Consider the following 26,838-nt stretch of genomic DNA (forward strand, 5'->3'; position numbering starts at 1 on the left):
TCGTCCAATGGGAGATTCGCCATGCAGATCCGTCTTCGTACTCTCGCGTCCTCGCTTTTTGTCCTGGCTAGCGTTTTTGGCGCACTCCAGTCCGAAGCACTCAAGGCCGAACCGCAATACAAGGTCGGCGCCACCGCCACCGGGATTCCCTTCACCTTCCTCGACGTCAAGAGCCAGAGCATCGAGGGCATGATGATCGATGCCGCCCGGGCCGTGGGCAAGGCCGGCGGTTTCGCCGTGGAGATACAGCAGACCACCTTCGCCGCGCTGATTCCCTCCCTGACCACCAACAAGATCGACATCATTTCCGCTGCCATGCTGCGTACCCCGGTGCGCGAGAAAGTGGTGCAGTATTCCGACCCCGTGTTCAGCTACGGCGAAGGCCTGATCGTCAAGGCTGACGATGCGACTGACTACACCCGCATGGAGGACCTGGCCGGAGCGACCGTCGGGGCCCAGGTCGGTACGGTATTCATCGACGAGTTGAACAAGCGCGGGATCTTCAAGGAAGTGCGTGGCTATGACTCGATTCCCGACTTGATGCGTGACCTGGCCCTGGGGCGAATCAAGGCCGGTTTCGCCGACCGACCGATCCTCGCCTACCAGCTGGCCCAGGGCAGCCAGGACAAGGTGCGGCTGGTCAAGGGCTATCAGCCGGTGGTCATGGGCGATGTCTGTCTGATCGTGCGTAAGGGCGATCTGCAAACCCTGGCCGAGGTCAACCGCGGGATCGCGGCAATCAAGGCCGACGGCACCCTGGACCGCATCATCGAGCACTGGAAGCTCAACTGATCCAGTCGCGGCCCGGCGTCTGGTCCGGGTTCCTTCCTCGCTGATTAAACAGGTCTTGCCATGTTTCTCCAGAACGCTCTGGACTTCCTGCCCATTCTATTGAAAGGGGCGGTAGTCACCTTGCAGGTCACCGTTGGCTCATTCGTGCTCAGTTCGCTGATCGGCCTGGTCTTTGCCTTGATGATGGTGTCCAAGGTGCGCTCGGTGGCGTTGTTCGCCATCGGCCTGGTCAATGTCATTCGGGGGCTGCCGATCATCGTCCAGCTGTTCTACATCTACTTCGTGCTGCCGGATTTCGGTATCCAACTCAGCGCCATGCAGGCTGGGGTGATCGGCCTGGGCATCGCCTATTCGGCGTACCAGGCGGAAAACTTTCGTGCCGGGATCCAGGCCATCCACCAGGGGCAGATCGAAGCGGCCGAGTCCATCGGCATGCGTGGGCCGATGATCATGCGCCGGGTCGTCCTGCCCCAGGCCTTGCGCATCGCCTTGCCTCCGTATGGCAACACCCTGGTGATGATGCTCAAGGACTCGTCGTTGGTGTCCACCATCACCGTGGCCGAGATGACCCGCGCCGGGCAACTGATCGCTTCCTCGACCTTCGAGAACATGACCGTCTACACCCTGGTCGCCTTGCTTTACCTGGCCTTGAGCCTGCCATTGTCCTTTGCCCTGCGCCGCCTGGAGGCGCATATCAGCACCCGGAGAAAGCCATGATCCAGATCAAGGGCGTACACAAGAGCTTCGGCAACGTGGCGGTGCTCGAAGGCATCGACCTTGAGGTGCACAGCGGTGAAGTGGTGTGCCTGATCGGGCCTTCGGGGTCTGGCAAGTCGACCCTGCTGCGCTGCATCAACGGCCTGGAAAGCTACGAGCAGGGTGACATCCTGGTGAGCGGAGCGCGGGTCGATCGGCAAGCCAAGAGCATCCACGAACTGCGCACCCGGGTGGCCATGGTGTTCCAGCGCTTCAATCTGTTTCCCCACCGCACAGCGTTGCAGAACGTCACCGAGGGGCCGATCTACGTCAAGCAGCAGGACCCCACGCAAGCGCGCCTGCGGGCCGAGGCCCTGCTGGAAAAGGTCGGCCTGGCCCATCGCATGCACGCCTATCCGGACGAGCTCTCCGGCGGCCAGCAGCAACGGGTGGCGATTGCCCGGGCGCTGGCCATGGACCCCGAGGCGATCCTGTTCGACGAGCCGACCTCGGCCCTGGATCCGGAGCTGGTGGGGGAAGTGTTGGCGGTGATGCGCAAGCTAGCGGACGAAGGCATGACCATGATCGTGGTTACCCATGAAATGGGTTTTGCCCAGGATGTGGCGGACCAGGTGTGCTTCCTCCACGGCGGGCGCATCGTCGAGGCCGGGCCGGCGAGGGCCGTGCTCAGCAGTCCCACTCATCCGCGTACCCAGGACTTCCTGCGACGCTTGCTCAACCAGGGCGGGGAGGTGCAGGCATGAGCATCTCTGAGCCCTTGCGCTTGCCGCCTTCGCTGTGGGCGGCGACCGCCATGCCGGCCGAGCACACACCGGCGCTGGCCGAGGACCGTGAGGTCGATGTGGCGATTGTCGGTGCTGGCTACACCGGGCTGGTCACGGCGCTGCGCCTGGCCCAGGCCGGTGCCAGGGTCTGTGTGCTGGATGCCGGTGAGCCCGGCTGGGGGGCTTCCGGGCGCAACGGTGGGCAGGTGATTCCCGGGCTCAAGTTCGATCCCGAGCAACTGCTGGCCAAGTTCGGTCCGGTGCAGGGCGAGGCGCTGGTAAATGCCGTGGGCTCGGCGGCCGATGAAGTGTTCGAGCTGATCAAGGAGTACGGCATTGGCTGCGATGCCACTCGCAATGGCTGGATCCAACCGGCGTGTTCCAGTGCCGCGATGCACACTCTGGAACGACGCGCCGAGCAATGGCGCCAGCGCGGTGTGGCCGTGGAGTTATTGGACAAGGCCGCGATCGGGCATCGCATCGGTAGTCAACAGTATGTGGGCGGCTGGGTCGACCCGCGGGCCGGCAGCTTGCATCCCTTGAACTATGCCCGGGGCCTGGCCCGGGTGGCCCTGGGGCTGGGAGTGAGTCTGCATGGCCAGAGCCGGGTCCGACAACTGTACCGCGATGGCGGGCAATGGACCCTGGAGACTGGGCGCGGCATCCGGGTGCGTGCGCCGAAGGTTGTGCTGGCGACCAATGGCTACACCGATGGACTGTGGCCGGGACTGCGCCAGACGGTAATCGCCGCCAATAGCTTCATCATCGCTACCCGACCGCTGCCTGCGCCGCTACGCCAAAGCATCCTGCCCGGTGGCGAGGTGTGCTCCGATGCCCGGCGGTTGCTGTTGTACTTCAAGCAGGATGCCCAGGGGCGCTTGTTGCTGGGGGGGCGCGGGCCGTTTTCCGAACCGCGCCAGGATGCCGACTGGGGCCACTTGGAGCGCTCGCTACTGACCCTGTTTCCACAACTGGCGGGTATACCCATCGAGTACCGCTGGAGCGGGCGCGTGGCCCTGACGCCGAGCTTCCTGCCGCAATTGCATGAACCTGCGCCGGGATTGTCGATCCTGCTGGGTTACAACGGCCGTGGCATTGCCCTGTCGACGTTGTTGGGCAAGCACCTGGCCGGAAGATTGATTGGCACAGGGCAGGGTTTTCCACTTCCACTCACGCCGCTGCGGCCGATCCCGCTGCATGGTTTGCAACGCCTGTACCTGGGTGCGGGGATTGCCTGGTACCGGATGCTCGATGCCCTGGGCTGATCAGCTCGGGCACTCATGCGCGCCATTGTCCAGGCCCTGCTTGTAGCTCTGGCTGTGCAGGCTGGCCTTGCCGTCGCGCCAGGTCAGGGTCAGCACGTACAGCGAGTCGAAGTCATTGGAGGCCCAGTCTTCGGTGATCGAATGTTTTTCGCCCACAGCCTCTTCAGCAACCTTGTTGATCAACTCCGGCAGGTAGCCGTGGGACCAGGCGGTGTAGATGATCGAGTTGTGGTAGCGATCATGCAGTAGCTCGTCCGCCAGGTCGCTGGTGTCGTTGGCGGCAAAATCGATGTTCACCGGCAGGCCCAGCTTGATGGCGCTGGGGCTGATGGTCATCAAGGGGCGGATGTAGCTGTAGGAGTTGTCCAGCTCGCCTTCCTCGACGTTGCGCGTCGGGTCGGCGGCGAACACGTACTGCGCCTTGCCGAATTTTTCCGGCAGCAGCGAGGCCAGGTCGATGGCCCGGTTCAGGCCCTGGCAGTTGAGTTGGCCAAGGCCGCCGGCGGGCTTTTCCGCGTGGCGCAAAAAGACCAGGGTCTGGGTGCCATCCGCTGGTTGCGCGCGGCTGACGCTGGATTCCAGGGACAGGCACAAGGTGCTGCCCAGCAGCAGGGCGGGGAGCGGCAGGTAGCGGCGGTGCAGGGCGTAGCGGGCAAGGCGGCGGGGCAGGCTCATGGGCTTGTCGTTCTTCGTGGGCATTCATGACGGCTGACAAACCGATGTTCCTTGTCGTTGCTGCGGCCTGTCGGGGCCGTGGGTTCTGAGTCCCTGAATGGCATTTGGTTCGATCATCGGCAGGTTGAACGCTGCAGGTTGCCGATTTAAGAACCTGCGGCGGATAATTCCCCGCGGTTGCCCGCCTGTGGCGCTGTTCCCCTTTTGATTGAGACTGGAAGCCTGTCATGACCGATCTTTCCGCTTTTGCCGTCACCCAGAAATGGCCTGCGCAATTTCCCGACTGGATCCAGTTGTACTCCCTGCCGACTCCCAATGGGGTCAAGGTCTCGATCATGCTCGAAGAGATCGGCCTGCCTTACGAGGCCCATCGGGTCAGCTTCGATACCCAGGACCAGATGACGCCCGAGTTCCTCAGTGTCAGCCCCAACAACAAGATCCCGGCGATCCTCGATCCCCATGGCCCGGGCGAGCAACCGCTGGCGCTGTTCGAGTCCGGGGCGATCCTGATCTACCTGGCCGACAAGAGTGGGCAATTGCTGGCCCAGGAGTCGGCGGCCCGCTATGAAACCATCCAGTGGCTGATGTTCCAGATGGGCGGCATCGGGCCGATGTTCGGCCAGGTGGGCTTCTTCAACAAGTTCGCCGGCAAGGAGTACGAGGACAAGCGCCCCCTGGAGCGTTACGTGAACGAAGCCAAGCGCCTGCTGGGGGTGCTCGACAAGCACCTGCAAGGACGTGACTGGATCATGGGCGAGCGTTACACCATCGCCGATATCGCCACCTTTCCGTGGATCCGCAACCTGATCGGCTTCTACGAGGCCGGCGAGCTGGTGGGTATCGACAACTTCCCTGAGGTCAAACGAGTGCTGGCGAAATTCGTGGCGCGCCCGGCGGTGATTCGCGGGCTGGAGATACCCAAGGTGGCCTGACCCGGCCGAACGGGATTTGGCGGTTGCACCGGACAATGCCCCCCGGGATTGACGGCAGTACTGTAGCCGTTGCCAAGCGCGGCGCGGCTGCGTAGGGGCGCGTAGCGGCCGCAAAATCGGCTGGCGCGGTATGTCAGTTATTGCACGCAGGCAGGCCTGGCGGCCCGTGCCGGGCCGTGCGCAGCCTCGCATGTTCGACAGTGGCTACACCGCAGGCCGCACTACCGTGACCTCGATCCGCCATCCCAACACCCTTAGTGCCTGTTCCACCTTCTCGATCTTCGAGCGGTGCAGCAGGTTCACCAGCCGGTCCACCTGGGGCCGGTTCACCCCCAGGCGCCTGGCCAGTTCCGCCTTGCTCACCCGCTGCCTGAGCATGGCATTCCATAGCGCCACCTTGGCCACGCTCAGCGCCGGCAAGCGCACCAGCTGTTGCCCCGCAGGGCAGGGCGAGGGCAGCGGAATCGCCATCCGCTGCATGACATACAACGACAGCGCCATCTCCAGGGCGATCACCGCATCGGCCATGGCTTGCTCCGGCGTATCGCCGACGCAGGCCATGCCGGGTACGTCGACACAGCTGATCCGTGGGTGGCCGTTTTCCAGGTTCATGATCACAGGGTATGCGTACATGGCTGCTCATCCTTCTGTAGGGCCGGACTTCATTCCTTAAAGAAGCAATTGCAAGGGCAGGCTGACCCCGCCAGATCGCACTATAAAAATGATGCCGAGGCCGGCACAACGAACCCTGTCGGGGCAATGTTTGAACGATTGTGTCCAGGGCTCTAGGTCGAGGCTTCAGCGGCAGTGGCAGGTAAGCAGCAGCCTGAAAACCTTAGCTGTCCAGAGGCTTGCTCGCGGTCGCCGGCCCGGGTTGTGCGAGCGCCACGACGTAGGCGCTGAACATGTCCGCCAGGCCGTCGGCGCGCTCGGTCATGGCGTTCTTCGTGTGGGGCTTGCTGGAGAAATCCTTGCCCACCGAACTGAGCGTGGAAAGGATCAGCTCGCAGGCCGCGGCGCGGGTCGCTTCGCTGGCATCGGGCAGCAGCTGGTGCATGAAACCGGTGAAGATCTGCCGTCCCGCCGCACGGGCTGCGCCAGCCTCGGGGGCATCGCGATACAGCGGCGCGGCCTCGTTCAAGGCACTGCGCAGCGGCGCCTCCTCGCACTCCGAGCGGATGAAGGCATGCACCAGGCTGCGCAGGCGCGCCAGGGGCGCTTGTGCCTGGTCGTCGAGGATCCGGCTCAACATCTGTCGGGTTTGCAGCCACTCATCGCTTTGCAGGCGGAACAGGATCGCCGCCTTGTTGGGAAAGTACTGGTACAGCGAACCGATGCTCACCCCGGCCTTTTCCGCGACCCGCGCGGTGGTGAAGCGCTTGGCGCCCTGTTGGGTCAAAACCTGAATGGCGGCCTGCAGAATCGCTGCTACCAGCTCGGTGGAGCGCGACTGCTGTGGCTGTTTGCGTGAGGAAATACGGGGGCTCTGGCGCTTGCTCATGGACAGCTCGGATGTGCCTGGGAATGCGAATAGCGGATGGGCCGAATCGCTCCCATCATGGTCGTGACCCAACATCTTAGACCCATCCGATGGAAGACCAGCATGACGACCCTCACCTGCGAGCCCCTGGCGGGCTTGATCGAACGCCTCTACACCCTGGCCGATGCCGCCACCAGCCCGGCCCTCGACAACCTGCCCCGGGAAGAACGCGAACGGCTGATGCACAGCAAGACCGACTACCTCGAGTTCTACGGACTGCTCAAGGACCTGTGGCTGCCGGTCTCGCGGGATACCGGCAAGCTCTTGTACCTGCTGGCACGCAATGCCAAGGCCAGGAGCATCGTCGAATTCGGCACCTCGTTCGGCCTGTCCACCCTGCACCTGGCGGCCGCCTTGCGCGACAACGGCGGAGGCGTGCTGATCGGCAGCGAGTTCGAAGCCTCGAAGGTCGCCATGGCCCGCGAGCACATGCTCGAGGCCGGCGTCGGCGACCTGGTGCAGATTCGCCAGGGCGACGCGTTGGTGACCTTGGCCGGCGACCTTCCGGAGAGCATCGACCTGCTCCTGCTCGATGGCGCCAAGGCGCTGTATGGCGAGGTCCTGGGGCTGGTGGAACCGCACCTGAAACCTGGCGCGCTGGTGGTCGCGGACAACACCGACTACTGCCCCGAGTACCTGGCGCACGTCCGGGCGCCGCAAAACGGCTACCTGTCGGTGCCGTTCGCCGATGATATCGAGCTGAGCATGCGCCTGGGTTGATGCACCGCGTTCCAGGGGCCACCGGTGGGCGGTGGCCCCTGCCAGGTATGCGGCCAGCGCCAACAATCACCGGTCTTCATGGACGCCAGGCGCTCGCCCACTGCACAATTGCGCCGCTTTTTGCATCATCCATCATCTTCTCGTCGCAGGTTGCCCAGCGACGAGTCCGCCAGGGAAGCCCCGATTCATGACCGTCTCCGAACTGCTTGTCGCCATTCGCAAGCCCTATGTTGAAACGCTGGCCCGCCAGATTGCACAAGGGGCCGCCTACGTCGAGCCCGCCTACCGCAACAGCGACGGCTCACTGGCCACCGAAGGGGTCATGGCCATGCCGTGCCGGGTCGACATGATCGCGCAGGAGGGCGCTGCGGCCGGGGAACCTGTCCAGGTCGATGCCGAGTCCGAACTGGCCTTCGAGCCCGTGGGTTTTGCGATCGAGCAGATGGCGGTGCGCATCTCGCCCTTTGGCTGGGACTGGCTGGCGCTGGAGGTCCGTGGCCTGGGCCAGGAGGCGCTTGTGCAGGTCATGGGCCCCTGGTTTCTCGAATGGTTCGATGTGGAAGATGAAAACCCGCCGACCGAAGATGCTCTGCAAGGGGTGGTGCACTTTATCTCCGACCCTGAGCCGACGGCCGAAGGCTTCCAGTTGAAGATCGACCTGGGGTCTGCTCCGGCGCCGGCAGTGGAGGATCTTCTTTTTGCATTGGCCGATGGTGGGGCCAGTGGGGTTGTTCTGGGGTCGTGACGGGAGGGCTGTGCTTGGTCGTTGAGCTGGCGGCGGTTGCGGCCACTGCGGTTCCGTTCTTATGCGGGACACGTCGATAACCTGTAGCCGCTGTCGAGCGTAGCGAGGCTGCGCACGGGGGCGTAGTCCTCGCTAAACCTGCTTACGCGATTTTGCGTACATATCCGTTGCTGCGGGTGTGGCCACTGGCGGTTCCGCTCTTACAGCGGGTCACTTTGGAAAGAGCCCAAAGTAACCAAAGGCTCTTTGCCCCCTCACTCGGTGCCTCGCCCAGGCTCGGCATGCCCTTACTCCGGCATTGATCCGTGGGCCGCCGCCACCGGCCATCCATGGCCGGGGGCGGCTAACCCGGCGTCCTGCCGGGTTGCCCACGGCTCAATACCTGCGTTCGGCCATCGTGTTTAAAGGGGCGGGTGGATCAAGATCAAAAGCCAAAGCCAAAGCCAAAGCCAAAGCCAAAGCCAGGTGACGCTGTTGTCGTCACGGTCGAAGGTTGTGCTCGGCTCGGCTGGAGTCGCCAGGGCGTCTGCCGTGTTGTTCAGCCCAACCCTCGTGATCTGGCCCACGGGCGACCTCGCCCTTAGAGCTTCATGCCCACCGCCAGCCGGTTGAAGGCATTCATCAGAGACACGGCCAGCGTCAGGTCGGAAATCTCGACGTTGCTCAGGTGTGCTTTCAGTGGTTCGTACAGTTCGTCCGGCGCGCCTTTGTCGTGGACGTAGGTGAGGGTTTCGGCCCAGGCCAGGGCAGCGCGTTCGCGGTCGTTGAACAGTTCGCTGACGCGCCAGCCGGCGAGGCAGTCCAGTTTGTCTTGTGTCACTCCACTCTCGCGCAGGGTCTGCGAATGCTTGCCCAGGCAGAACGAGCAGCCGTTGATCTGCGATACGCGCAAGTACACCAGTTCCAGCAAGGGCAAGCCGAGTGGGCTGGCGGCGAGCGCGGTGTTGGTGGCGAGCAGGCCTTGATAGGCGGCAGGCGACAGGGTGGCAAAGGGCAGTCTGAGTTGGCTCATGCTGAAACTCCGGTAGGGAAAAAGTGATCAAGCACCCACAAGGGGGTTGAACAGGGGGTTGGAGAACAGTGCAGTGCGGGCTTCTTCGATGGTCTGCCGCACGGCGTCTTCCCCGAACACCAAGCCTTGGAGGTAGGTGAACTGCAGGTCGAACAGGCCGAGGGTGTTGAGCACGTGGCGCAGGTAGGGCGTCAGGAAGTCCGGTTGGCGTGCCCGTTCGCCTTGGTGAGCGCCGCCGGAGCTCACTAGCACATGCACCGGGCGGTCCTTGAGCAGGCCGACCTTGCCCTCCGGGAGGGCGCTGAAGGTGCGGTGAATGCGCAGGACATAATCGACCCAGAGCTTGAGCGCGGCCGGCAGGGTGAAGTTGTGCATCGGCGTGGCAATGATCAGGGCATCGCTGCGCTCCAACTCACGAATCAACCCTTCGGACACCTCGAACAGCGGCGCGTCGAAGGGCGTGGCGGTGGTCAGGGCGTGGGCGTAGTCCAGGCCGAGCGGTGGCAGCGGTTGCGCCACCAGGTCGCGTTCGAGCAGTTCGAGGTGCGGATGCCGTTGGCGCAGGGCGCTCGCCAGTTCCAGGGCCAGCTGGTGCCCGTGGGAACCCTGGCCGTGGGGGCTGGCGTTGATCAGCAGCAGGTTGTTCATGCCGGCTCCTCACCGCGCAGGCGCTGGGTGAAGTGCATGCCACGGGCCAGCAACCCCTGGCGAAAATAGAAGCGCTGGGCCAGGGGCATGTGCAGGCCGGTATCCAGCACAAAGTGCTCGCATTGACGTTGCACGGCCTCATCCCGCACGGCGCTCAACAGCCGGGCGCCCACGCCGCTGCGCTGAAGCTGTGGGCACACCACCAGGTCATCGACGTAGATGAAGTGCCCGTAGAGCAGGTTTTCCATTTCGCGGTAACCCGCCAGGCCGACGATGCGCTCAGCGTCCCACGCGGCGAGCAAGCGGTAGCCCTGCGCGGCCTGCCGAGCCAGTTGCGCGCTATAGGCTGCGGGGGTGGTGAGGTGTGGGCGCAGGACGCGCATCAAGTCGAAACTGGCGGCAAAGGCCTCTTCGCTGTCGAGGTGTTGAAGGGTGTAGGGCATGTTCGTCATCCGCTGAAAAGAGATGACCCACCTTAGAAGACCGATGGCTTAAGCTGTAGAGCCAAAAAGTGCATAAATGACTAGGCCATGATGCTCGCATTCGAACTGGATCGCAGCCAGACGGCGCCGATCTATCGCCAGCTTTATCAACGGTTTCGCGAGTCCATCGCCGATGGCCGCCTGCGTCCGGGAGACCGGGTGCCGGCAGTGCGCGCCCTGGCGGCGGAACTGAACCTGGCGCGTGGCACCGTGGAGGCGGCCTACCAACTGCTGATGGGCGAGGGCTACCTGACGGCGCGCGGGGCAGCCGGGACCATTGTGACGCCGCAGCTGGCGCCGGTTGCCGCGCCCATGCCGCACACCCCGGTGGCGGCCACGGCCTACCAGGCCACCCACGCCGGCACGTCGCCGTTGGCGCTGCAAATGGGCCTGCCGGCGCTGGATGCCTTTCCGCGCAAGCTCTGGACCCGCCTCGCAGGCCGACAATTGCGCCAGGCGGGCACCGAAGGCTTCATCTACCCGGACTCGCGAGGCTATGCGCCGTTGCGGGCGGCCATTGCGTCCTACCTGGGGATTTCCCGGGGCATCAGCTGCCAGCCGGAGCAGATTTTCGTCTGCGCCGGCTACCGCGCCTGCCTCGACCTGATCAGCCACACGCTGATGCGCAAAGGGGCCACCTGCTGGCTGGAGGAGCCCGGCTACTTCATGGCCAGGAGCGCGCTGCTGGCGGCCGGCGCCCAGCTGGTGCCGGTGCCCGTGGACGATCAGGGCCTGGACGTCGCCCAAGGCATCGCCCGCGCGCCAGAGGCCGATTTTGCCGTGGTCACCCCGACCCACCAGAGCCCGCTGGGGGTGTCGCTGTCCTTGCCGCGGCGCCTGGCCCTGCTGGACTGGGCCAACCGCCAGGGCAGCTGGATCATCGAGGACGACTACGACAGCGAGTACCGCTACCAGGGCAAGCCCTTGCCGGCCCTCAAGAGCCTCGACCAGCAGGGCCGCGTGCTCTACACCGGCACCTTCAGCAAAGTGTTGTTTCCAGGGTTGCGCCTGGCCTACCTGGTGGTGCCCGCCGAACAGGCCCAGGCGTTCGCCCGGCAGGCGGATCGCTTGCACAATCACTGCCCGCAGCTGCTGCAGGCGACGGTGGCGGCCTTTCTCAACGAGGGGCACTTTGCCCGGCACCTGAAGAAGATGCGTGGCCTGTATGCGCGTCGGCGGCAATGGCTGGTTGAGGCGTTGCACCAGCAGTTGGCGGGGCGGTTGCAGATAGACCCACAGGCCGGGGGCATGCATGTGGTGGCCGGCTTGGCGGAGGGGGACGACGTGCAGATTGCCCAGCGGGCCTGGGCGCAGGGCATTGCTGTGGAGCCGCTGTCGCAGTGGTACCTGGGGGAGGGGGTTAGGCAGGGTTTGGTGATGGGGTTTACCAATGTGGGCAGTGCGGAGCAGGCGGTGGGCGTGGCGGGGCGGTTGGGGCGGGTTATTGGATGAAGGCTCAAGGACTAGATCAGTCCAGCCAATTTACTGATGGCCCTGACCGTCGAAACCTGTAGCCGCTGTCGAGCGTAGCGAGGCTGCGCACGAGGACGCAGTCCTCGCCAAACCTGCCGATGCTTTTCACCTGGCTGCATACGGTTCTGCGTACATATCCGTTGCTGCGGGTGCGGCCACTATCGGTTCCGCTCTTACAGCGGGTCACTTTGGATGGAGCCCAAAGTAACCAAAGGCTCTTTGCCCCCGCATCCGGCGCCTCGCCAAGGCTCGGCGTTCCCTCACTCCGGCATTGCTCCGGGGGCCCGCCGCCACAGGCTATCCATGGCCTGACGGCGGCTAGCTCGGCATCCATGCCGAGCTGCCCCCTACGCAACGCCTGCGTTCGGCCTCCTGAAGGGGCAGGTGGATCAAGATCAAAAGCCAAATCCAAAGCCAGATCAACGCGAGATCAACGCGAGATCAACGCGAGATCAAAGGCCGAAGCAAGGCCAAGCGCGTTTTACGCGCTTGTTGAATGGGGTGGCGCTCAGCTCTCCAGCACCGTGCGCCACTGAATCACCTCCAGCACCGCGCAACCCTCCTGGGTGAGCAGATGCACCCCTCGGGTGACCCGCGTCAGGTCGCAGTCGGCAATGTCTTTCAGGTTAAGGGTGGACAGCGTGTCCATCAGGTCCCGCACCACGGTGAAACGATGGGCCGCGCTGCTGGCCAGATCGCTCAGGGAGGCTTGGGTGTCGAGGTAGAAAACAGCTTGGTTGGCGTCGTGGGTATCGACGGGGGAGAAGCGGGAAACCGATTGATCGTCCATGGTCGTTACTCGTTGTAGAGCTTCCACCATCTGCGGCCAAGCAAATTGAAGGTGGCAGCTGTGTGAGGGTTGGCCGACCGGTAACAACGACACCGGCACACCCGAAGGTGTCCCGCACACAGCCGCCATAACACAGAATCGCAGGCACAAAAAAAGCGTCTGCAATGGTGTTTTGGACGCTGATGCGTCGTTGTGATTCGACCGGCCAAGGTCGTTCGCGGATTTTGCCGCGAGGGCGAACTATAGGGGGGGAGCTTGAGCGGTGCAACTGTGGAGTGGTCGGGATGTTTGAGTGGGTGTGTCGTGGCAGCAGCAGTAGTTATCGCAGATATTTAATGAGGGTTGCGAATTGCCCCTTGCTTTGTAGAGAGACAGCTTACGGCCAGAAGCGATCGTCGGGTGTCTAAGAAACTAAGTACGCTTCAAAGGCTCCAGAAAATAACTCTCCATGCTAGATTACTCGAGTATCGATACACACAATCAGCAGGGAAGCCCATGCGCTCGCCAAAGCAGTATCTCGTCGTAGAAGTGAACGCAGAAGGAACCGTTGAGTTTCACCCTATGAAGAACTGGTGCAGAGCCAATCCGACCGAAGCACCAACCTTAAATCCCAACGAAGCAAATTCACAGGCTTTGCGGCGGGGATTTGACCGGCTGGGATGGGTAGTCGAGGAAACTGACTCACAGGTGCGTTTCTTCAAACCCGGCACCACCCAGTCAGCCTTAGAAACACTTGGCGAAAAAGATCCTGATTTAAACGACCTTGATACGCCAGACAGCGAGCGTGAAACAGTTTTTGAGCTTGAGTACCAGCTACGAGACTTCATTGCCCATAACATCGAGTCGATCAAGGTTGATGGTAAGGCACTGAGTCTATATGTAGATGACCAAGGCCGGGACGGTATTGAGTACCCAACAGGGGTTGGGCCTATAGACATTTTGGCTAAAGATAGTGACGGTGCGTATGTAGTCTTTGAGCTGAAACGTGGGCGCGTAGCAGACAAAGCTATTGGACAGATCAGCCGCTACATGGGCTGGCTGATTACGAATAAAGCGGAAGGAACGAAGATCAAAGGGGTCATTGTCGCGAAGGATATTAGCGTCAACCTTAGACATGCCGTTGTCGCGGTGCCAAACGTATGGCTTTTTGAATATCACATCAGCTTCACCCTCAGCGATATCAAACCTGCCAACTTCAGATGAAGTGAGTCTCTCCTAGTTTAGTAGTCATCCTCACCTCTCAAACCGCCACTGGTTCGAATGCCTGCTTTTTGCCGAGAGCTGTCGTCCCCAAATTGCAGCTTTCGGCCAAAAGGAGTTAGTCAGATTGGACTACGAAAGGGGTAATTCAGCTCATAGGTTGAGATCTGATTCTAGATAATCCAGAATTACTTATCTCTGCTAGAAAAATAAGGTAGAAAAATGGATTTTTTTATACTAGGTCGAAATGACAGTATCCCTTCATCTGCTTCGAATGCAGCTTTTTTGAGGTACGACAACTGGAATGATTACTCTTATGTCACAATGTTTTATGTGACTCTGTGCGATAAAGATGGCAGTAGACATGATTTGGGTAATGTTAAGATTGGGTTCAAAGGTCAAACCACACCGATATCAACTTATTCAAAATTAACTTCTCCATTTAATTTTTTGCCAGAAGATTTTTTCTCTCTTGGTACAGAGTTGGAATACTACGAAAAGCTAGTAAAAGTTGAAAAAGAAGAAACAAGGAATCAGTTTCTAGAATCTTTGCGCGACATTGTGTGGAGTGAAAAGTATCTTGAGGTAGCGATGGGGGAGGATGTATTTAGTACATCCTTACTAAGGGGGGTTAGTCTTGCTGCGATCAAGGAGCAATTCAAAAGGGTTTTAGAAGGTGGGGTCATTAGAACTAACTTCTCCTTTTCGTACTTGAGGCTAGCGACTGAGAGGCAAGCAGGTATAGAACTTACCTTTGATGTGAAGTCAGAGTCCAAGCCAAGCACCAACATCCATGCTCTTATTGGTCGCAACGGAGTTGGAAAAACAACAATATTAAATGGAATGATTCAAGCGGTAACGGGAGGGCTGGGAAGTGATGAGGGTTTTTTTAAGGATGGGCTTTTTGGGAAAACTATAATAGGTGCTGATTATTTTAGCAGCTTAGTCTCTGTATCATTCAGTGCTTTTGATCCGTTCACGCCTCCTCCTGAACAATCTGATCCAGCCAAGGGGACATGCTACTATTATGTAGGCTTGAAGAAAGTTGCCTCTAAGAATTTCGAGCTGAAAACATTAGAAGAAATTTATCAGGAGTACTTAAAATGTTTGGCTCTTTGCATGAGTCAACCAGGAAAGAAATCACGGTGGTTAAGTGCAATTGCGAATCTAGAGTCTGACGAAAATTTCGCTGACATGGAATTGCCTCGCCTGATGGATTTGGCAGGGCAAGAGTTTAGTGCTAAGGCATTGGAGCTGATCGTCAGGATGAGCTCTGGGCACGCAATAGTACTTTTGACAATTACGAAGCTCGTAGCAACTGTAGAAGAAAAAACTCTAGTCGTAATAGATGAGCCTGAGAGCCACCTTCATCCTCCTTTGTTATCAGCTTTTCTAAGAGCCTTGAGTGAGCTTCTGTTCGACAGAAATGGTGTGGCTATTATTGCTACGCACTCTCCTGTTGTTTTGCAGGAGATCCCAACTTCGTGTTCGTGGAAAATTAATAGATCTAGACTAGTGATAGGAACTGAAAGGCCGGAAACTCAAACTTTCGGAGAGAATGTTGGTGTATTGACGCGTGAAGTCTTTGGTTTGGAGGTTAGAAAGTCTGGATTCCATAAAATGCTTAAGCTTTCAGTCGACACCGGCGGAACTTTTGAGCAGGTGCTACATGAGTACGGTGGCCAGTTGGGTTTTGAAGCTCAGGCAATAGTTAGGGCGCTGATTGCTAATCGCGATTTAGAGGGCGGTAAATGAGACGTCTCAACTTACCCGAATGCACCTCGATGCAGTCATATAATCTATGCTTGGCATCTGTTCTTGACTTGAATTTGAAGGAGCGTTTGAATCGCGTTTCAGGCTTTATTGAGGAAGTTTCGGAAATGTATATAAATCAAGCGAGAGTTGGTAACGTTTATTCTATTCCCCCGTTGATACATCCAAGAGGCGAAGATCCGATCATCAATGCGGACATAAGGAAAAGTGAACTCCTCAAGTTGTATGGGTATCACATGGTCGACAGGCACCCTGGCAGAGGATTGTACGATGTGATTTTAGTGGCGGCTAAGGAGCAGTGCCCTTTCTGTGGTGGAATAGGCAGACCTAAGAGCCTGGATCACTATCTGCCTAAAGCTAATTACCCACAGTATGCCGTGCTTCCACAAAACTTGGTGCCTTGCTGTAGGGACTGTAATACCGAGAAAAGCAATGCCCTAGCAGTTGCAGAAGATGATCAAGCTATTCATCCGTATTTTGATGATGATAAGTTTTTTTTAGAACAGTGGGTGTTTGCAAGAGTAAATCTTACACGCCCATGCAGCTTAGTATATTTTTCCGCTCCCCCCATTGAATGGAGTGATGTTGAAAGAAACAGGGCGTTGAATCATTTTAGGGACTTCAATATTGGAGCCCGCTACAGCGTACAGGCTGCAGATGAACTAAGTGCCCTTGTCGATTTGCGTCGTGGATATTTATCTAACATTTCGCCCGAGGAGTTTTCAAGATACTTGGCATCAGTATCTAGCTCAGCATCATATTTTTCTAATCATTGGAAGAAAATCATGTACCAAGCATTGGCGCAAGATAGGGATTTTTATAACGCTCCCCTGTAGCCTTTGACGTTTCTGCGGTTTAGTCGTCCCTCTAAATGTCTGTTCTTGGCCTGAGGTATCGGGCAGCAATCGGCCATAAGCGGACATTCGCAAGCGACCACATACGACCGAAGCGGCCATTCAAGACGCCCCCCATTCGGATTAAAACGCCAGGAGGGCCAACTCGGGTTAGCGGCCCCTCACCTAATGAGAGCCGAACTGCTCCGAGTGGCAAAATAAACTCGGATAGGCCTCCATTGTAGGAATTGCTTCAAGCGGAATAGATTTTTCTTGCATCAAGACACCAATAACATCATCAATGCTCATCGATCTGAGTTTTATTTTTTCCGGCCGGCCTAGCTGAATGTATTTTAAAGTATCTACCAATGCCCCCCAAAACTGACATTTATCTAGAACGACATGCCTTTCAAGACCGGAACAAATACCGACTTCGGATATAAATTCATCGTACCAGTTAGGATCAAAAGAATTAATTGCGAGATTCGCTTTCATTTGTATTCTAGAATAATCTGCGAACGAAATTATTTTGGCATCTTCAATAAGTGAGATAATAAGCTCAGTACAATACGTCATACGTAGCATCCCGCTCATGAAAGAGCGCCAAGGCATGTAGCTGGAGCGCTTAACTACTAGTGGTAAGAATTCTTTTATTCGATGCAGTAGGCGTCCGATAAATATCGCTGAGCGCGCTGAGTCAACGGGCAAAACAGTTCCTAAAACTGTGATAGCTCCCAGAGCTAACATTCCGTTAGCGGATGATCCATGCCCGCCATCGAGAGGGAGAGTATCACAGGCACTTAGCAAAACTATCGGAGGCATTCGTACCGAACCTCGCAGCGCCCAAATATCTATGGCTTCTGCACCTATAACTATAGAGCCCACTCCGGCGGTTTTATTTAGGGTTCCATGCCCATCAAAAACCATTAGTGCACCATTGAAATTATTGATGGCGGCAAGGAACTGGTCTACATCATTGACATCAACAATTTTGTATTTCGGATAGTTCTCATGTGCTTCTGATAACTTGCAGAGTATATCTTCCAGCACGGTTCGTATTTTGTCGTCTTTATCGAATGATCTTACTATGAGTATTTCTTCAAAGTCTGCTGCTGCGATGTTTACGTACTGACTTCGCAAACACTGCTGCATACTAAGATTACCTGGAGTGGCGGAAATTCGACTTACATCACACCGTAGCGAGAGCGGAAGACCTCGAATAGGCAGCCACTCGAGGGGAATGTCACTTAATAGACTAACGCCAGAGAACTCAGGCAGTGTGTTATGAATTAGCGTGCTATATTCCGGTGCCATTAGAGATTTCATTTTGTTCTGTATATTCAAGGCAAGCTTGCACGTTTTAAATTTCAGATGGGGGTTGTTCCCCCTTGCGCACGCCGCTAAGTTTATAAGATCCCCTTTTATTCCGTTGATCCGCGACTCTATCCTGAGTACGGGAGTAACCTCTGGAGCATTCAATATAGCTAAACTAACTCCAAACGCTCGCAACTCCATCTGATAACCGCGAAGAAAGCTTGACACGATTTTATTATTAAGCAGTTCATCCAGATCCCTTTCGCTGTCTGCTAAATTCAATTTAGCGTAACCGCCTGGCTTTCTTATTGACTTAACAAGCCTGCGCAGTGCGTTAATTACATTTTTATTTGCAGCCAATTCACTGAACAGCTCTCTATCTACATTTACCTTATAGAGGTGCCATAATATTGGCTCGGTTGTTAGGCATATTTCATTTTCAATTGGTGCTTCTGCTGACAGCTTCCTTCGCAAGCTCATAATAGCTTTGCACGACTTAGTGGCTGCCGGAATATAATCATTGATGCGATGGACTCCAAGTACCTTATCTAGAGTTATCTCCGACCCCAGAGATGCAGCAATCATTTCATTAGGCCGAGTAATCCCATGAGCGTATCCTGGGAACTGCAATCTACTCCATGGAGGGCGCTTTGGACTGAGTAACTCATCAACTGAACTGGAAAAAATAGAATTGACATTTCCACTTTCTAGTAATTGAGCAGTCCACTTAACAATATATTGGTTAAACCGATCTCTACTCAAATCCCTAGTTTCTTCATCAGCGCTGGATGACGTTGATATATGTAGCCATTCGCCTCCATTTTCAGCCAAGAATTCATTTATTGAATTATAAGTTCTGTCATTTGACAGAATGCACTTAAATGTAGCCGCGCTGAAGGTTTTTACGTTGTCTTTTAGCGACTCAATTGTTATCGGTATGATTGTTGGTGAAGTGATCCCTGCAACTCTTGAAATGACAATCGGCGCACGCTTGGATTTTAGCTCTCTGATATCGAATGGCAACATCAGCGACAACTCTAACAAATCAACAGAAAAAAGTACTCCAGGCCAATAAGCCATAAACGTTGATGCCGAGTCGCAGTCTTCTTTAAAGTGGGGAATATAATATTGAATTCTATATCTAGGGTAGCGGGCATGTTCTTCAAAAAAAATTCGACGTAGCAAATCTAAATTTTCGGGTTGTTTGGGCATGCGAGTCTATCCTTGTTATTAGCTAAAATTCAAAGCCTACAAGATTGTATGCTCTTCTAATTGTAAGTCACCTGCTATGCCTTTAGCACTTCCTCTTTCTGGTAAGATTTTAATATGATGCGGATAGCACTTTACGGACCGGATTGAAAAAATGTTGTTTCGCTAGAGCCATTTCTAGCGAAATAAATCGGGCTAATCTATTACTAAAAAATAGATCAGCCCCTTTTCTACTTTTCTAGTCTTAAATATTTTTACAAATATATGGTTGACTCAGTTGGCAGATCAACTCACCGATTCTGACGGCCAATCTTCGGGAACTAACGCGGGAGGTTTGGTCCACGGATCTTCAACCAGCGCGTCCTGAAACCACTGTTCGCGCAGGTTCGCATGCTCAGTAACAATTAGTTGGAAACCCGGAACCTCTTCTTGGGTGAACTTCACCAACAGCTCGAATAATCGGCGCACCGCAGCGATGTCGGCGTCGGCTTCCGTCTTCTGCACCGAACCGTCGGCATCCTGGTAAACCTGCTCAGAGGGGAAGTAAACCTGGGTTGGTTGGTCGATCAGTAGGAAACGCGGGATTGGCCTATTGTTCTGCGCCGCGAATTGGTGCAGTGCGAGTAGAGCCGACAGATGGTACGCCAGGTGGTTTTCTCCACCGCCGGTCCTGCCCATCGGAACTGGGCGTTCTGGCCGATCAAAGATGATTGTTAGTTGAGGTAGATTCAGCCGCGCGGGATAAGGAGCGAATTCAGCGTTGAACTTTTGGATGTATCGCGACATCTTCGCGGAGATATTGTTGAGAATCGACGTCAGGCGCTCGTTGCTGTTATCTGCCCCAATCTGCTCCTCAAGCTGCTTGACCTTGTTGCTTAGGCGGCGACTCTCGGCTTCCAGATTAGCAAAATCCTCATTTGGGAGTAGCGTTTCCACAAACAGGCTAATACGTCCGACTACGCGTGCAGCTGCATTGTTACGTGAGCCTACTTTGTCGAGATATTCGCTAGCCGATATCGCCGCAGATAGCTCCGCTTCCTTCTGCTTGATCTCATCCTTGATCTCATCCACGGTGCCGGCCAGTTCGGTCAAGTAAGCATCGAGCTTAGGACGTTGACCGGTCGCAACACGCAACTCCTTATCGAGCGACGCTAGTTCGTTGAGCAAAACAACGGCAACCGGGGACTCTAGTGCCAGATTTTGTTCGCTGAACGGCCACTGCCATTCACCGCTGCCTGGATTCTTCGGTAGGGCTTTGATCGACGCCAAGCGGTCTACCTGTTCGGCGGCCTCGTTTTCGTAGCCACCCGAGCGTTTGGCGAACTGTCGCGCTGCATCAATCCTTCCTTGGGCGTCCCGTCGATTACGGCGTAAATGAACGAGTTCTTCTTCTAAAACAGAAATACGATTGCCGTCGTCGTCTGGTGGCGTTTCGGGCCGCCATGACAACGCAGACTTCAATACTTCTATGATCCCCTCTGCATTCAGATTCTCGTCGGTAGTGCCGAGGACCCCAACCGTCTTAGCTTCCGAGTAGAGGCCGATCGCCTGCACATACGACGTGTCAACGGCGTCGCGTGCCAAGTCCAGTTTCTTCTGGTTAATTCTCAGATCCCGTTGCGCCAAGCGCAACTTGGATTCCAGTTCGTAGCGGTCGTTGGAAGATACTCCGAGCAAGATCGGTAACGTGTCACGGATCGCTTGCGGTTGAAACTGCTCGTTCTGTCGGTAAAAAAGCTGGTCTTTGTTGGCGACCAACCCTTGCTTCTGGAACAGGTAATAGAACGTGTGCTTAACGTTCGCCTCGTAGCTGTTGCGACTATGCTCCAGTGCCACGTCAGTACGGTTCTCGGGAATGCCGAGCAGACGCGACAACAATTCGATAATGCTTTCGTCGTCTGCGTTGACTGCCAAGTCCTTAAACTCGGGGGCTTGTAATTGGGCGCCTCTGCGTAGCATTACCGTACTGCAACTGGCGCCGCTGCCAGAAGGGGTTGGCTTGGCAACCAGCACCTGCTCCTTTTCGAAATGGTAGATAACTGCGAACCAGGCCACCTTGTCGCGAATGATGCCCTCGGGGACGTTGAACGAAGATCGCCCCATGCAGTATTCGATGATCTCTGAAAGGGCAGATTTGCCAGTGGAGGAGCGACCGGTGATGACGTTTAGTCCGTCCACCTTGAAAGTGAGGTCACGACGTTGGCCGTCATGGCTGTAAATGTGGATGGAACTGATCTTCATGGGCGAATCCCGAAAGTCGTGTAAACGGTCGCCCGGTCGGCGATACGTGCGAATTCCTTTCCTACAATGCGCGCCACTTTCTGGCAGCCAACGGTTTCGGCAGTTCCATCGACGCTCTTGCGCACCTTCTTGGATACTGTCTGAATGCGTCCGTCATCCACGATGGTGATGCAGCCCCTTTCCATCAGCAGACCGAGCCCCTCGAAGGTATAGGGAAGCATCTGCGTGGCCCGGTTGGAGAAACCCACCATGATTTGTTGGTTCTTCTCTGCGGTCTTCAGTAGATAGCTGCGTGGGCTGCTAGCGATCACCTCTCGTGAGTCCTTGTGTAGGCTTAGGGGTAGTACAAGAAGCGAGAGCGAGAAGGGCATGCCACGGCTGTCTTCTTCTTCGTAGCCGGACAGGGCGCGAAACATGACCAAACCACAGAATGCAGGATTGAATAGGTTTCGAACCTCGAAAGGGCGCTGATCCCATCGTTTCACGATGCCGCCTCCAATACGTTACCGAGACGGTCAAGGAATCTGGGATGCCAGTAGACTCTGGGCCGGGGAGTGCTATCGGCGAGAATATGGAAACTTCCACGAAGGACGTAGGGTTCTGTTACCTGCGCACGAATACGCAGGGAGTCGATCTTCGCGGTTTCAAATTCCGCCCAGTTGTAAAGCTGAGCTCCGGCTTGACAAAGCGCGTCTTCAGCACTGTTATCTTCCAAACTCTCGAAAATGACATCTTTATAGCGGTCCCACTCGTCCGCCAAGCGATCTTCGTATTCCTCAACTTCACCCAACACAAGCAAGCTTTCGCGTGCCCACGCCGACCGCTGCTCGAACGCCCGGTAATAATCCAAAATCGCATTCCTGATTCGGTTAGCGGAAATGCCAATCTCACGCAGCTGCGCCACGAATAGGCGCGGATCAGTACCAATGTCGATGTCGTCGGAGGGGAGTTTTCCGCGGAAGGTGATGGGCAGGTTATCTGCTTTGTACTCCTCGGCGAAGTTCGAAAGCTTGTCAGATACTTCGTAGCCAAAAATTCCTTCGGGCCTACCACCAGTGAGCTGTTTGATCACAATATCGGTCCACCAACCTTCCAGCCGCTCGAAGATGAACTCGCGGTACTCACGCCGGATGCTTCGCATGTGCTTGTCCTTTATGAGCACGGGAACGTCGCCGATGCGGGGACTGCTATCGAAGATCAAGATGCGCTCGAGAAAATCCTGCTTTTCAGCATCATTCAATTCCTCGAACGCCGCAGCAATCGGCGCAATGAGTTTCGATTTCGATGCCGAAAGTGCCTTTTTGGCAAGTTCGGTCAGAGTTTCGTCATCGCCCGAGGAGGTGGGCTGGATGTGAAGAAGATGGGATAGGAACGAGTCGGTCGATACCTCGCCGGTGGTGAAGAGGAAGAACCGCAGGTTTGATGCAGCACGGCCATCACGTTTGTACCTGACCAACCAGATGTTGACGGACTTCCAGAAGTCGGTCGACAAATCGGTTAGCCTGTCACCGATCGCCTTGTGCTTAAGTGAGGCCAAAGACTTCCCTCCTTGGCCGTCGACGAAATCAAGATCATCATCCTTTTCTAGGAAGATAGCGGTGTCTTCCGGCAATTGGAGCAGCTGTAGAAGAGCAAGACGCGCTTGATAGATATATCCCAGCCCCTGCTCACCTGCTGAAAATTTATCGGTAGATGTCCCAGTCATTCCAAACTCCTTTTTGTGCAAATTGTCGGGAACGTATCAGACGTTGTCGTGGACCACGGCAGCAGATCATATTCTCAGCGCCTGTCAGTTGCCGAATAGTAGCAAAATGCCCTGACAAATCACTCAAGGTAATGCGCGGCGTGGTCTAGCTGGTGAAGGTCGTGGGAGAACAGCACTTGCCACATCCACCGCACAAAGAAGATTACTACCTGGGCGGAGAAAGGCGCGCGATACAAGTTGGCCGATAGTTTTCATACTGCGCCCGTCGCGAGTCGCTGAAGCAGTTATTTGCCCATTAACTCACAATCCTGTCCGTCTGCATTTGGCCGATAGTGGCCGCTTGTGAATGTCCGCTTATGGCCGATAGCAGTCTTTCGCTAAGTGCAGAAATATATACCTCTACTTAAGCTAAACAGTCGCCGCACAACACCCGGTGCCCATCCACTCAATGCACAATCTGCGCAAGAAACGCCTTCGCCCGCTCACTCTTGGGCGCCGCAAAAAACGCCTCCGGCGGTGCATCTTCCACAATCCGCCCACCATCCAGAAACAACACCCGCTCCGCCACCTGCCTTGCAAACCCCATCTCATGGGTCACGCACAGCATGGTCATGCCGCTGTCGGCCAGTTTCACCATCACATCCAGCACTTCACTGACCATCTCCGGGTCCAGCGCCGAGGTGGGTTCGTCGAACAGCATGATCTTCGGTTCCATGCACAGCGCCCGGGCGATGGCCACGCGCTGTTGCTGCCCGCCGGACAGTTGGCTGGGGTATTTGCCGGCCTGGCTTTCGATGCCGACCTTGGCCAGGAAGCTGCGGGCCAGTTCTTCGGCCTTTTTGCGCGATAGGCCGCGCACGGTGGTGGGGGCCAGGGTGCAGTTGTCCAGCACGCTCATGTGCGGGAACAGGTTGAAGTGCTGGAACACCATGCCCACCTGGCTGCGCACCTTGGCCGCTTCACGGGTGTTCTGCGCAAGGTCGGTGCGGTCCACCAGGATCTGGCCCTTCTCGGCGATTTCCAGGCGGTTGATGCAGCGGATCAAGGTCGATTTGCCGGAGCCGGAAGGCCCGCAGAGGACGATGCGTTCGCCCTGACGGACCTTGAGGTCGATGTCGTGCAGCACGTGGAAGGCGCCGTAGAACTTGTTCAGCCCGGCGATATCGATCACCACCTCGCGGCGGTCGATGGTGGTGCGGGCGGCGGGTTCGGGCACGGCGGACAGCGGGGCGGTCTGGGTCAGCATGGCAGGTCTCCGACGGTCAGTTGAAGCGCTCGGCGCGATAGGGGGCAGGGTCGGTGAAGGGTGTCTGGCCGGTCATCAGTTGCGCCAGCAGGCGACCGCTGACCGGGCCCAGGGTCAGGCCGTGGTGGGCGTGGCCGAAGTTGAACCACAGCCCCGGGTGGCGCGGCGCCGGGCCGATCACCGGGCACATGTCCGGCAGGCACGGGCGTCGGCCCAGCCAGGGCTCGGCGTCGAGGCGTTCGCCCAGGGGGTAGAACTGCCGGGCCAGGACTTCGCAGCGGCGCAGTTGGATTTCGTTGATCGGCGCGTCCGGGTCGGCGAACTCGATGCCGGTGGTCAGGCGGATGCCACCCACCATCGGCGCTAGCACGTAGCCGCCCACCGGGTCGAGGATCGGGTGCCGCAGGCGGGTGCCGGGCAGGGCGGCGTAATGCATGTGGTAGCCGCGCTTGATCGCCAGCGGGATGCGGTAACCCAGGGGTTCGAAGAGGCCTGCGGCCTGCGGACCGAGGGCGATCACCACTTCCTGGGCGGTGATCGGGCCGTGTTCGCCCTGGACCTGCCAGCCGCCTTCGACCTGGGTCAGGCTCAGGGCATCGCCGATGACGAAGCGGCCGCCGCGCTGCTTGAACAGTTCGGCGTAGCCACGGGTCAGGCCGCCGGGGTCGCTGACCGTGCGCGGGTCGAGCCAGTGCAGGCCGCCCACCACGTCGCCGTGCAGGCCGGGTTCCAGGGCGTGGATCTGCTCGCGGTCCAGCACCCGGTAGTTGAGCTGGTACTGGGCCAGGTCCGCGGCGGCGGCCTGGGCGCTGTCGAAGGCTTGCTGGTCATTGAAGGCTTCGAGCCAGCCGCCGTCGTGGATCAGCCCGAGCATGCCCGCCGGCTCTGCCAGGGCCAGGTGGTCGCTGACGCATTGTTCGATCAGCGGCAGCATGGCGCGGGTGGCGGCGGCCAGGCCCTGGGGCGAGGAGTGGCGCCAGTATTGCAGCAGCCAGGGGCCGGCCTTGGGCAGGTGGCGCAGGCTGTAGCGCACGTCCGATTGCTGGTTGAGGCCGTAGCGCAGCAGCTTGGTCACTTCCCGGGGGAAGGCGTAGGGGATCACGCTGGCGCGTTCGATCAGCCCGGCATTGCCGTGGCTGGTGCCGTTGCCCGGCGGCTGGCGGTCCAGCAGCACGACTTCGCGGCCACGGGCCTGCAAGTGCAGGGCGGTGCTGACGCCGACGATCCCGGCGCCCAGAACGAGGGTTTGGCAATGCATGGTTCTATCCTTACTGCGGGGGGCCGTGCGCGGGCTCCCAAGGGTTCAGTTCAGGTGCCGGCCGAGACGGCCTTCCAGGTATTTGAGGCTGCGCCGCACCACTTCGACGATCACCAGGTACAGCACCGCGGCCCACAGGTAGATCTGGAAGTCGAAGCTGCGGGAGAAGGCCAGCTTGGTCACGCCCATCAGGTCGTAGAGGGTCACCAGGGAGGCGATGGCGCTGGCCTTGATCATCAGGATCAGCTCGTTGCCCAAAGGCCCGACGGCCACCAGCAGCGACTGCGGAAAAATCACCTTGCGAAACGCCGTCCAGCGCGACAGGCCCAGGGCCTGGCAGGCTTCACGCTGCCCCTGGGCCACCGCCAGCAGGCTGCCGCGCAGGATCTCCGCCTGGTAGGCGGCGGTGTTCAGGGTGAAGGCCAGCAGGGTGCACAGCCACGCCTCGCGAAAGAACCACCACAGCCCCACGTCCTGCCAGAAGCCTTTGAACGAGCCCAGGCCGTAATACAGCATGAACAACTGGGCCAGCAGCGGCGAGCCGCGAAAGAAGTACACATAGGCCCCGGTAAAGCGCCGCAGCAGCGGGTTGCCGGACAGCCGCCCAAGGGCGATCAGCAGGCCCAGCAGGGCGCCGAGGCTGAAGGAGATCGCCACCAGCTTGGCGGTCACCAGCAGGCCGTCGATAAAGCGCGGGCCGTAGCGCTCCAGCAGTTCCTGGTTGAGCACCAGGTTCAGCCATTGATCCAGGTTCATGGTTGCAGGCTCCGTTGATGGCGGCTGAAGCGCCGCTCGAGAAAGCCGAACAACTGCCCGGACAACGCCGAGAACAACAGGTAGCCCAGGCAGGCCACGGTGTAGAACAGCATCGGTTCCTTGGTCACGCTGACCGCCAGGTTGGTCTGGCGCATCAGGTCCACCAGGGAGATGGTCGATACCAGCGAAGTGTCCTTGAGCAGTGACAGCCAGTTGTTGGAAAGGCCCGGCAGGGCGATGCGGGTCAGTTGCGGCAGCAGCACCTGGTTGAAGGTGGTGCGCCGCGACAGGCCCAGGGCGCTGGCGGCTTCGTACTGGCCCTTGGGCAGGGTCTTGAACGCCGCCAGCCAGATCTCGCTAGAGAAGGCGGCGAACACCAGGCTGAAGGCGATCATCGCGGCGACGAAGGTGTTGATCGCCACCTCCCCGGGGTAGCCCAGGGCACCGAGGATCTTCTGCGCGGCGATCTGGCAGCCGTAGTAGATGATCAGCAGGGTCAACAGCTCCGGCAGGCCGCGAAATACCGTGGAGAAGCTGGTGGCCCAGGCCCGCGCCCAGCGGTTTTTCGAGCGGGCGGCCAGGGCCACCAGCAAGCCCAGGGGCAGGCCGATGGGCACGCAGGCCAGTGCCAGGGCGATGGTCACCAGGGCCCCGGCCAACAAGGCCGAGCCCCAGCCGCCGCTGGCCAGGGAAAGAAGAGACAGCTGTTCGAACATGCTCGGACCCTCTTGCGCAAAGCTTCGTGCAG

26 protein-coding genes are annotated in these 26,838 nt (G+C 58.0%); 11 read left to right on the forward strand and 15 right to left on the reverse strand.

Annotation, left to right across the window (positions count from 1 at the left end):
* Nucleotides 1-21 precede the first annotated feature (21 nt).
* The 4 genes from C4K40_RS12565 to C4K40_RS12580 are packed head-to-tail and all read left to right on the forward strand — an operon-like array spanning nucleotide 22 to nucleotide 3,538.
* A complete protein-coding gene (locus C4K40_RS12565) occupies nucleotides 22-792 on the forward strand; it encodes an ABC transporter substrate-binding protein (protein WP_053136033.1) in 771 nt (256 codons plus the stop codon).
* 60 nt (nucleotides 793-852) lie between these two features.
* Nucleotides 853-1,509 carry an amino acid ABC transporter permease gene (locus C4K40_RS12570; RefSeq protein WP_053136030.1) on the forward strand — a complete coding sequence of 219 codons (657 nt, stop codon included), beginning with the start codon at nucleotides 853-855 and terminating at the stop codon, nucleotides 1,507-1,509.
* The gene (locus C4K40_RS12575) at nucleotides 1,506-2,252 is read left to right on the forward strand and encodes an amino acid ABC transporter ATP-binding protein (RefSeq protein ID WP_022643894.1); all 747 of its coding nucleotides are present in this window, start codon (nucleotides 1,506-1,508) and stop codon (nucleotides 2,250-2,252) included. Before C4K40_RS12570 ends, C4K40_RS12575 begins: the two co-directional genes overlap by 4 nt.
* Nucleotides 2,249-3,538 carry an FAD-binding oxidoreductase gene (locus tag C4K40_RS12580; RefSeq protein WP_053136027.1) on the forward strand — a complete coding sequence of 430 codons (1,290 nt, stop codon included), beginning with the start codon at nucleotides 2,249-2,251 and terminating at the stop codon, nucleotides 3,536-3,538. Before C4K40_RS12575 ends, C4K40_RS12580 begins: the two co-directional genes overlap by 4 nt.
* Here C4K40_RS12580 and C4K40_RS12585 read toward each other — a convergent pair whose 3' ends face one another.
* Nucleotides 3,539-4,213 (reverse strand): histidine phosphatase family protein, encoded by a 675-nt coding sequence (locus C4K40_RS12585; protein WP_085596475.1) that lies wholly within the window; start codon nucleotides 4,211-4,213, stop codon nucleotides 3,539-3,541.
* A gap of 227 nt (nucleotides 4,214-4,440) precedes the next feature.
* Here C4K40_RS12585 and C4K40_RS12590 point away from each other — a divergent pair, with 227 nt between their 5' ends.
* Nucleotides 4,441-5,145, forward strand: a complete 705-nt coding sequence (locus tag C4K40_RS12590; RefSeq protein ID WP_022643897.1) for a glutathione binding-like protein — start codon at nucleotides 4,441-4,443, stop codon at nucleotides 5,143-5,145.
* 204 nt (nucleotides 5,146-5,349) lie between these two features.
* Here the strand turns inward: C4K40_RS12590 and C4K40_RS12595 are convergent, their stop codons facing one another.
* Both C4K40_RS12595 and C4K40_RS12600 read right to left on the reverse strand, forming a co-directional pair.
* On the reverse strand, nucleotides 5,350-5,778 hold the full coding sequence (locus C4K40_RS12595) for a type II toxin-antitoxin system HicB family antitoxin (protein ID WP_053136021.1): 429 nt from the start codon (nucleotides 5,776-5,778) through the stop codon (nucleotides 5,350-5,352).
* Nucleotides 5,779-5,980: 202 nt separating this feature from the next.
* Nucleotides 5,981-6,646, reverse strand: a complete 666-nt coding sequence (locus C4K40_RS12600) for a TetR family transcriptional regulator (protein ID WP_053136018.1) — start codon at nucleotides 6,644-6,646, stop codon at nucleotides 5,981-5,983.
* A gap of 102 nt (nucleotides 6,647-6,748) precedes the next feature.
* Between C4K40_RS12600 and C4K40_RS12605 the strand changes: the two genes are divergently transcribed.
* The gene (locus tag C4K40_RS12605; protein WP_022643901.1) at nucleotides 6,749-7,405 is read left to right on the forward strand and encodes an O-methyltransferase; all 657 of its coding nucleotides are present in this window, start codon (nucleotides 6,749-6,751) and stop codon (nucleotides 7,403-7,405) included.
* A gap of 187 nt (nucleotides 7,406-7,592) precedes the next feature.
* Nucleotides 7,593-8,150 carry a hypothetical protein gene (locus C4K40_RS12610; protein ID WP_053136015.1) on the forward strand — a complete coding sequence of 186 codons (558 nt, stop codon included), beginning with the start codon at nucleotides 7,593-7,595 and terminating at the stop codon, nucleotides 8,148-8,150.
* A gap of 580 nt (nucleotides 8,151-8,730) precedes the next feature.
* Here C4K40_RS12610 and C4K40_RS12615 read toward each other — a convergent pair.
* The 3 genes from C4K40_RS12615 to C4K40_RS12625 are packed head-to-tail and all read right to left on the reverse strand — an operon-like array spanning nucleotide 8,731 to nucleotide 10,253.
* Nucleotides 8,731-9,162, reverse strand: a complete 432-nt coding sequence (locus tag C4K40_RS12615; protein WP_053136012.1) for a carboxymuconolactone decarboxylase family protein — start codon at nucleotides 9,160-9,162, stop codon at nucleotides 8,731-8,733.
* 27 nt (nucleotides 9,163-9,189) lie between these two features.
* Nucleotides 9,190-9,810 (reverse strand): FMN-dependent NADH-azoreductase, encoded by a 621-nt coding sequence (locus C4K40_RS12620; RefSeq protein WP_053136008.1) that lies wholly within the window; start codon nucleotides 9,808-9,810, stop codon nucleotides 9,190-9,192.
* Complete coding sequence (locus C4K40_RS12625; protein WP_053136458.1) at nucleotides 9,807-10,253, reverse strand: GNAT family N-acetyltransferase; 447 nt, start codon at nucleotides 10,251-10,253, stop codon at nucleotides 9,807-9,809. Before C4K40_RS12625 ends, C4K40_RS12620 begins: the two co-directional genes overlap by 4 nt.
* 87 nt (nucleotides 10,254-10,340) lie before the next feature.
* On the opposite strand from C4K40_RS12625, the gene C4K40_RS12630 reads away from it, so the two are divergent.
* On the forward strand, nucleotides 10,341-11,744 hold the full coding sequence (locus C4K40_RS12630) for a PLP-dependent aminotransferase family protein (RefSeq protein WP_124421300.1): 1,404 nt from the start codon (nucleotides 10,341-10,343) through the stop codon (nucleotides 11,742-11,744).
* A gap of 529 nt (nucleotides 11,745-12,273) precedes the next feature.
* On the opposite strand, the gene C4K40_RS12635 is transcribed toward C4K40_RS12630, so the two are convergent.
* Nucleotides 12,274-12,555, reverse strand: coding sequence for a hypothetical protein (locus C4K40_RS12635; RefSeq protein WP_053137967.1), 282 nt, complete (start codon nucleotides 12,553-12,555; stop codon nucleotides 12,274-12,276).
* 495 nt (nucleotides 12,556-13,050) lie between these two features.
* Between C4K40_RS12635 and C4K40_RS12640 the strand changes: the two genes are divergently transcribed.
* The 3 genes from C4K40_RS12640 to C4K40_RS12650 all read left to right on the forward strand — a co-directional run bounded on the left by C4K40_RS12640 (nucleotide 13,051) and on the right by C4K40_RS12650 (nucleotide 16,364).
* Nucleotides 13,051-13,758, forward strand: a complete 708-nt coding sequence (locus tag C4K40_RS12640; protein ID WP_172681690.1) for an endonuclease NucS domain-containing protein — start codon at nucleotides 13,051-13,053, stop codon at nucleotides 13,756-13,758.
* Between the two features lie 219 nt (nucleotides 13,759-13,977).
* A complete protein-coding gene (locus C4K40_RS12645) occupies nucleotides 13,978-15,510 on the forward strand; it encodes an AAA family ATPase (RefSeq protein ID WP_053137973.1) in 1,533 nt (510 codons plus the stop codon).
* Complete coding sequence (locus C4K40_RS12650) at nucleotides 15,507-16,364, forward strand: HNH endonuclease (RefSeq protein WP_256224278.1); 858 nt, start codon at nucleotides 15,507-15,509, stop codon at nucleotides 16,362-16,364. The genes C4K40_RS12645 and C4K40_RS12650 overlap by 4 nt, the downstream gene beginning before the upstream one ends.
* Nucleotides 16,365-16,547: 183 nt before the next feature.
* Here C4K40_RS12650 and C4K40_RS12655 read toward each other — a convergent pair whose 3' ends face one another.
* From C4K40_RS12655 to C4K40_RS12690, 8 genes are all read right to left on the reverse strand, one after another.
* A complete protein-coding gene (locus C4K40_RS12655) occupies nucleotides 16,548-18,887 on the reverse strand; it encodes a hypothetical protein (protein ID WP_124421301.1) in 2,340 nt (779 codons plus the stop codon).
* 282 nt (nucleotides 18,888-19,169) lie between these two features.
* Nucleotides 19,170-21,125 carry a DUF3732 domain-containing protein gene (locus C4K40_RS12660; RefSeq protein ID WP_053137979.1) on the reverse strand — a complete coding sequence of 652 codons (1,956 nt, stop codon included), beginning with the start codon at nucleotides 21,123-21,125 and terminating at the stop codon, nucleotides 19,170-19,172.
* Nucleotides 21,122-21,610 carry a three component ABC system middle component gene (locus C4K40_RS12665; RefSeq protein ID WP_053137981.1) on the reverse strand — a complete coding sequence of 163 codons (489 nt, stop codon included), beginning with the start codon at nucleotides 21,608-21,610 and terminating at the stop codon, nucleotides 21,122-21,124. Before C4K40_RS12665 ends, C4K40_RS12660 begins: the two co-directional genes overlap by 4 nt.
* Entirely contained in the window at nucleotides 21,607-22,830 is a 1,224-nt protein-coding gene (locus C4K40_RS12670; protein ID WP_053137984.1) for an ABC-three component system protein, read from the reverse strand. The genes C4K40_RS12665 and C4K40_RS12670 overlap by 4 nt, the downstream gene beginning before the upstream one ends.
* Before the next feature lie 445 nt (nucleotides 22,831-23,275).
* Nucleotides 23,276-24,076: an amino acid ABC transporter ATP-binding protein gene (locus tag C4K40_RS12675; RefSeq protein WP_053137988.1), complete on the reverse strand. Its 801-nt coding sequence runs from the start codon at nucleotides 24,074-24,076 to the stop codon at nucleotides 23,276-23,278.
* A 16-nt stretch (nucleotides 24,077-24,092) separates the two neighbouring features.
* Entirely contained in the window at nucleotides 24,093-25,334 is a 1,242-nt protein-coding gene (locus tag C4K40_RS12680) for an FAD-binding oxidoreductase (RefSeq protein ID WP_053137990.1), read from the reverse strand.
* A 45-nt stretch (nucleotides 25,335-25,379) separates the two neighbouring features.
* The gene (locus C4K40_RS12685; protein ID WP_053137995.1) at nucleotides 25,380-26,090 is read right to left on the reverse strand and encodes an ABC transporter permease; all 711 of its coding nucleotides are present in this window, start codon (nucleotides 26,088-26,090) and stop codon (nucleotides 25,380-25,382) included.
* Nucleotides 26,087-26,806, reverse strand: a complete 720-nt coding sequence (locus C4K40_RS12690; protein ID WP_053137998.1) for an ABC transporter permease — start codon at nucleotides 26,804-26,806, stop codon at nucleotides 26,087-26,089. Before C4K40_RS12690 ends, C4K40_RS12685 begins: the two co-directional genes overlap by 4 nt.
* Nucleotides 26,807-26,838 lie beyond the last annotated feature (32 nt).

Origin of the sequence: Pseudomonas sp. CMR5c (assembly GCF_003850545.1) — a bacterium.
In the GTDB taxonomy this organism is placed as follows: Bacteria; Pseudomonadota; Gammaproteobacteria; order Pseudomonadales; family Pseudomonadaceae; genus Aquipseudomonas; species Aquipseudomonas piscis.

Bases quoted from the DNA above. Each gene is read 5' to 3' on its own strand.
- C4K40_RS12565 (WP_053136033.1), top strand. From the start codon at position 22: ATGCAGATCCGTCTTCGTACTCTCGCGTCCTCGCTTTTTGTCCTGGCT.
- C4K40_RS12570 (WP_053136030.1), top strand. From the start codon at position 853: ATGTTTCTCCAGAACGCTCTGGACTTCCTGCCCATTCTATTGAAAGGG.
- C4K40_RS12575 (WP_022643894.1), top strand. From the start codon at position 1,506: ATGATCCAGATCAAGGGCGTACACAAGAGCTTCGGCAACGTGGCGGTG.
- C4K40_RS12580 (WP_053136027.1), top strand. From the start codon at position 2,249: ATGAGCATCTCTGAGCCCTTGCGCTTGCCGCCTTCGCTGTGGGCGGCG.
- C4K40_RS12585 (WP_085596475.1), bottom strand. From the start codon at position 4,213: ATGAGCCTGCCCCGCCGCCTTGCCCGCTACGCCCTGCACCGCCGCTAC.
- C4K40_RS12590 (WP_022643897.1), top strand. From the start codon at position 4,441: ATGACCGATCTTTCCGCTTTTGCCGTCACCCAGAAATGGCCTGCGCAA.
- C4K40_RS12595 (WP_053136021.1), bottom strand. From the start codon at position 5,778: ATGTACGCATACCCTGTGATCATGAACCTGGAAAACGGCCACCCACGG.
- C4K40_RS12600 (WP_053136018.1), bottom strand. From the start codon at position 6,646: ATGAGCAAGCGCCAGAGCCCCCGTATTTCCTCACGCAAACAGCCACAG.
- C4K40_RS12605 (WP_022643901.1), top strand. From the start codon at position 6,749: ATGACGACCCTCACCTGCGAGCCCCTGGCGGGCTTGATCGAACGCCTC.
- C4K40_RS12610 (WP_053136015.1), top strand. From the start codon at position 7,593: ATGACCGTCTCCGAACTGCTTGTCGCCATTCGCAAGCCCTATGTTGAA.
- C4K40_RS12615 (WP_053136012.1), bottom strand. From the start codon at position 9,162: ATGAGCCAACTCAGACTGCCCTTTGCCACCCTGTCGCCTGCCGCCTAT.
- C4K40_RS12620 (WP_053136008.1), bottom strand. From the start codon at position 9,810: ATGAACAACCTGCTGCTGATCAACGCCAGCCCCCACGGCCAGGGTTCC.
- C4K40_RS12625 (WP_053136458.1), bottom strand. From the start codon at position 10,253: ATGCCCTACACCCTTCAACACCTCGACAGCGAAGAGGCCTTTGCCGCC.
- C4K40_RS12630 (WP_124421300.1), top strand. From the start codon at position 10,341: ATGATGCTCGCATTCGAACTGGATCGCAGCCAGACGGCGCCGATCTAT.
- C4K40_RS12635 (WP_053137967.1), bottom strand. From the start codon at position 12,555: ATGGACGATCAATCGGTTTCCCGCTTCTCCCCCGTCGATACCCACGAC.
- C4K40_RS12640 (WP_172681690.1), top strand. From the start codon at position 13,051: ATGCGCTCGCCAAAGCAGTATCTCGTCGTAGAAGTGAACGCAGAAGGA.
- C4K40_RS12645 (WP_053137973.1), top strand. From the start codon at position 13,978: ATGGATTTTTTTATACTAGGTCGAAATGACAGTATCCCTTCATCTGCT.
- C4K40_RS12650 (WP_256224278.1), top strand. From the start codon at position 15,507: ATGAGACGTCTCAACTTACCCGAATGCACCTCGATGCAGTCATATAAT.
- C4K40_RS12655 (WP_124421301.1), bottom strand. From the start codon at position 18,887: ATGCCCAAACAACCCGAAAATTTAGATTTGCTACGTCGAATTTTTTTT.
- C4K40_RS12660 (WP_053137979.1), bottom strand. From the start codon at position 21,125: ATGAAGATCAGTTCCATCCACATTTACAGCCATGACGGCCAACGTCGT.
- C4K40_RS12670 (WP_053137984.1), bottom strand. From the start codon at position 22,830: ATGACTGGGACATCTACCGATAAATTTTCAGCAGGTGAGCAGGGGCTG.
- C4K40_RS12675 (WP_053137988.1), bottom strand. From the start codon at position 24,076: ATGCTGACCCAGACCGCCCCGCTGTCCGCCGTGCCCGAACCCGCCGCC.
- C4K40_RS12680 (WP_053137990.1), bottom strand. From the start codon at position 25,334: ATGCATTGCCAAACCCTCGTTCTGGGCGCCGGGATCGTCGGCGTCAGC.
- C4K40_RS12685 (WP_053137995.1), bottom strand. From the start codon at position 26,090: ATGAACCTGGATCAATGGCTGAACCTGGTGCTCAACCAGGAACTGCTG.
- C4K40_RS12690 (WP_053137998.1), bottom strand. From the start codon at position 26,806: ATGTTCGAACAGCTGTCTCTTCTTTCCCTGGCCAGCGGCGGCTGGGGC.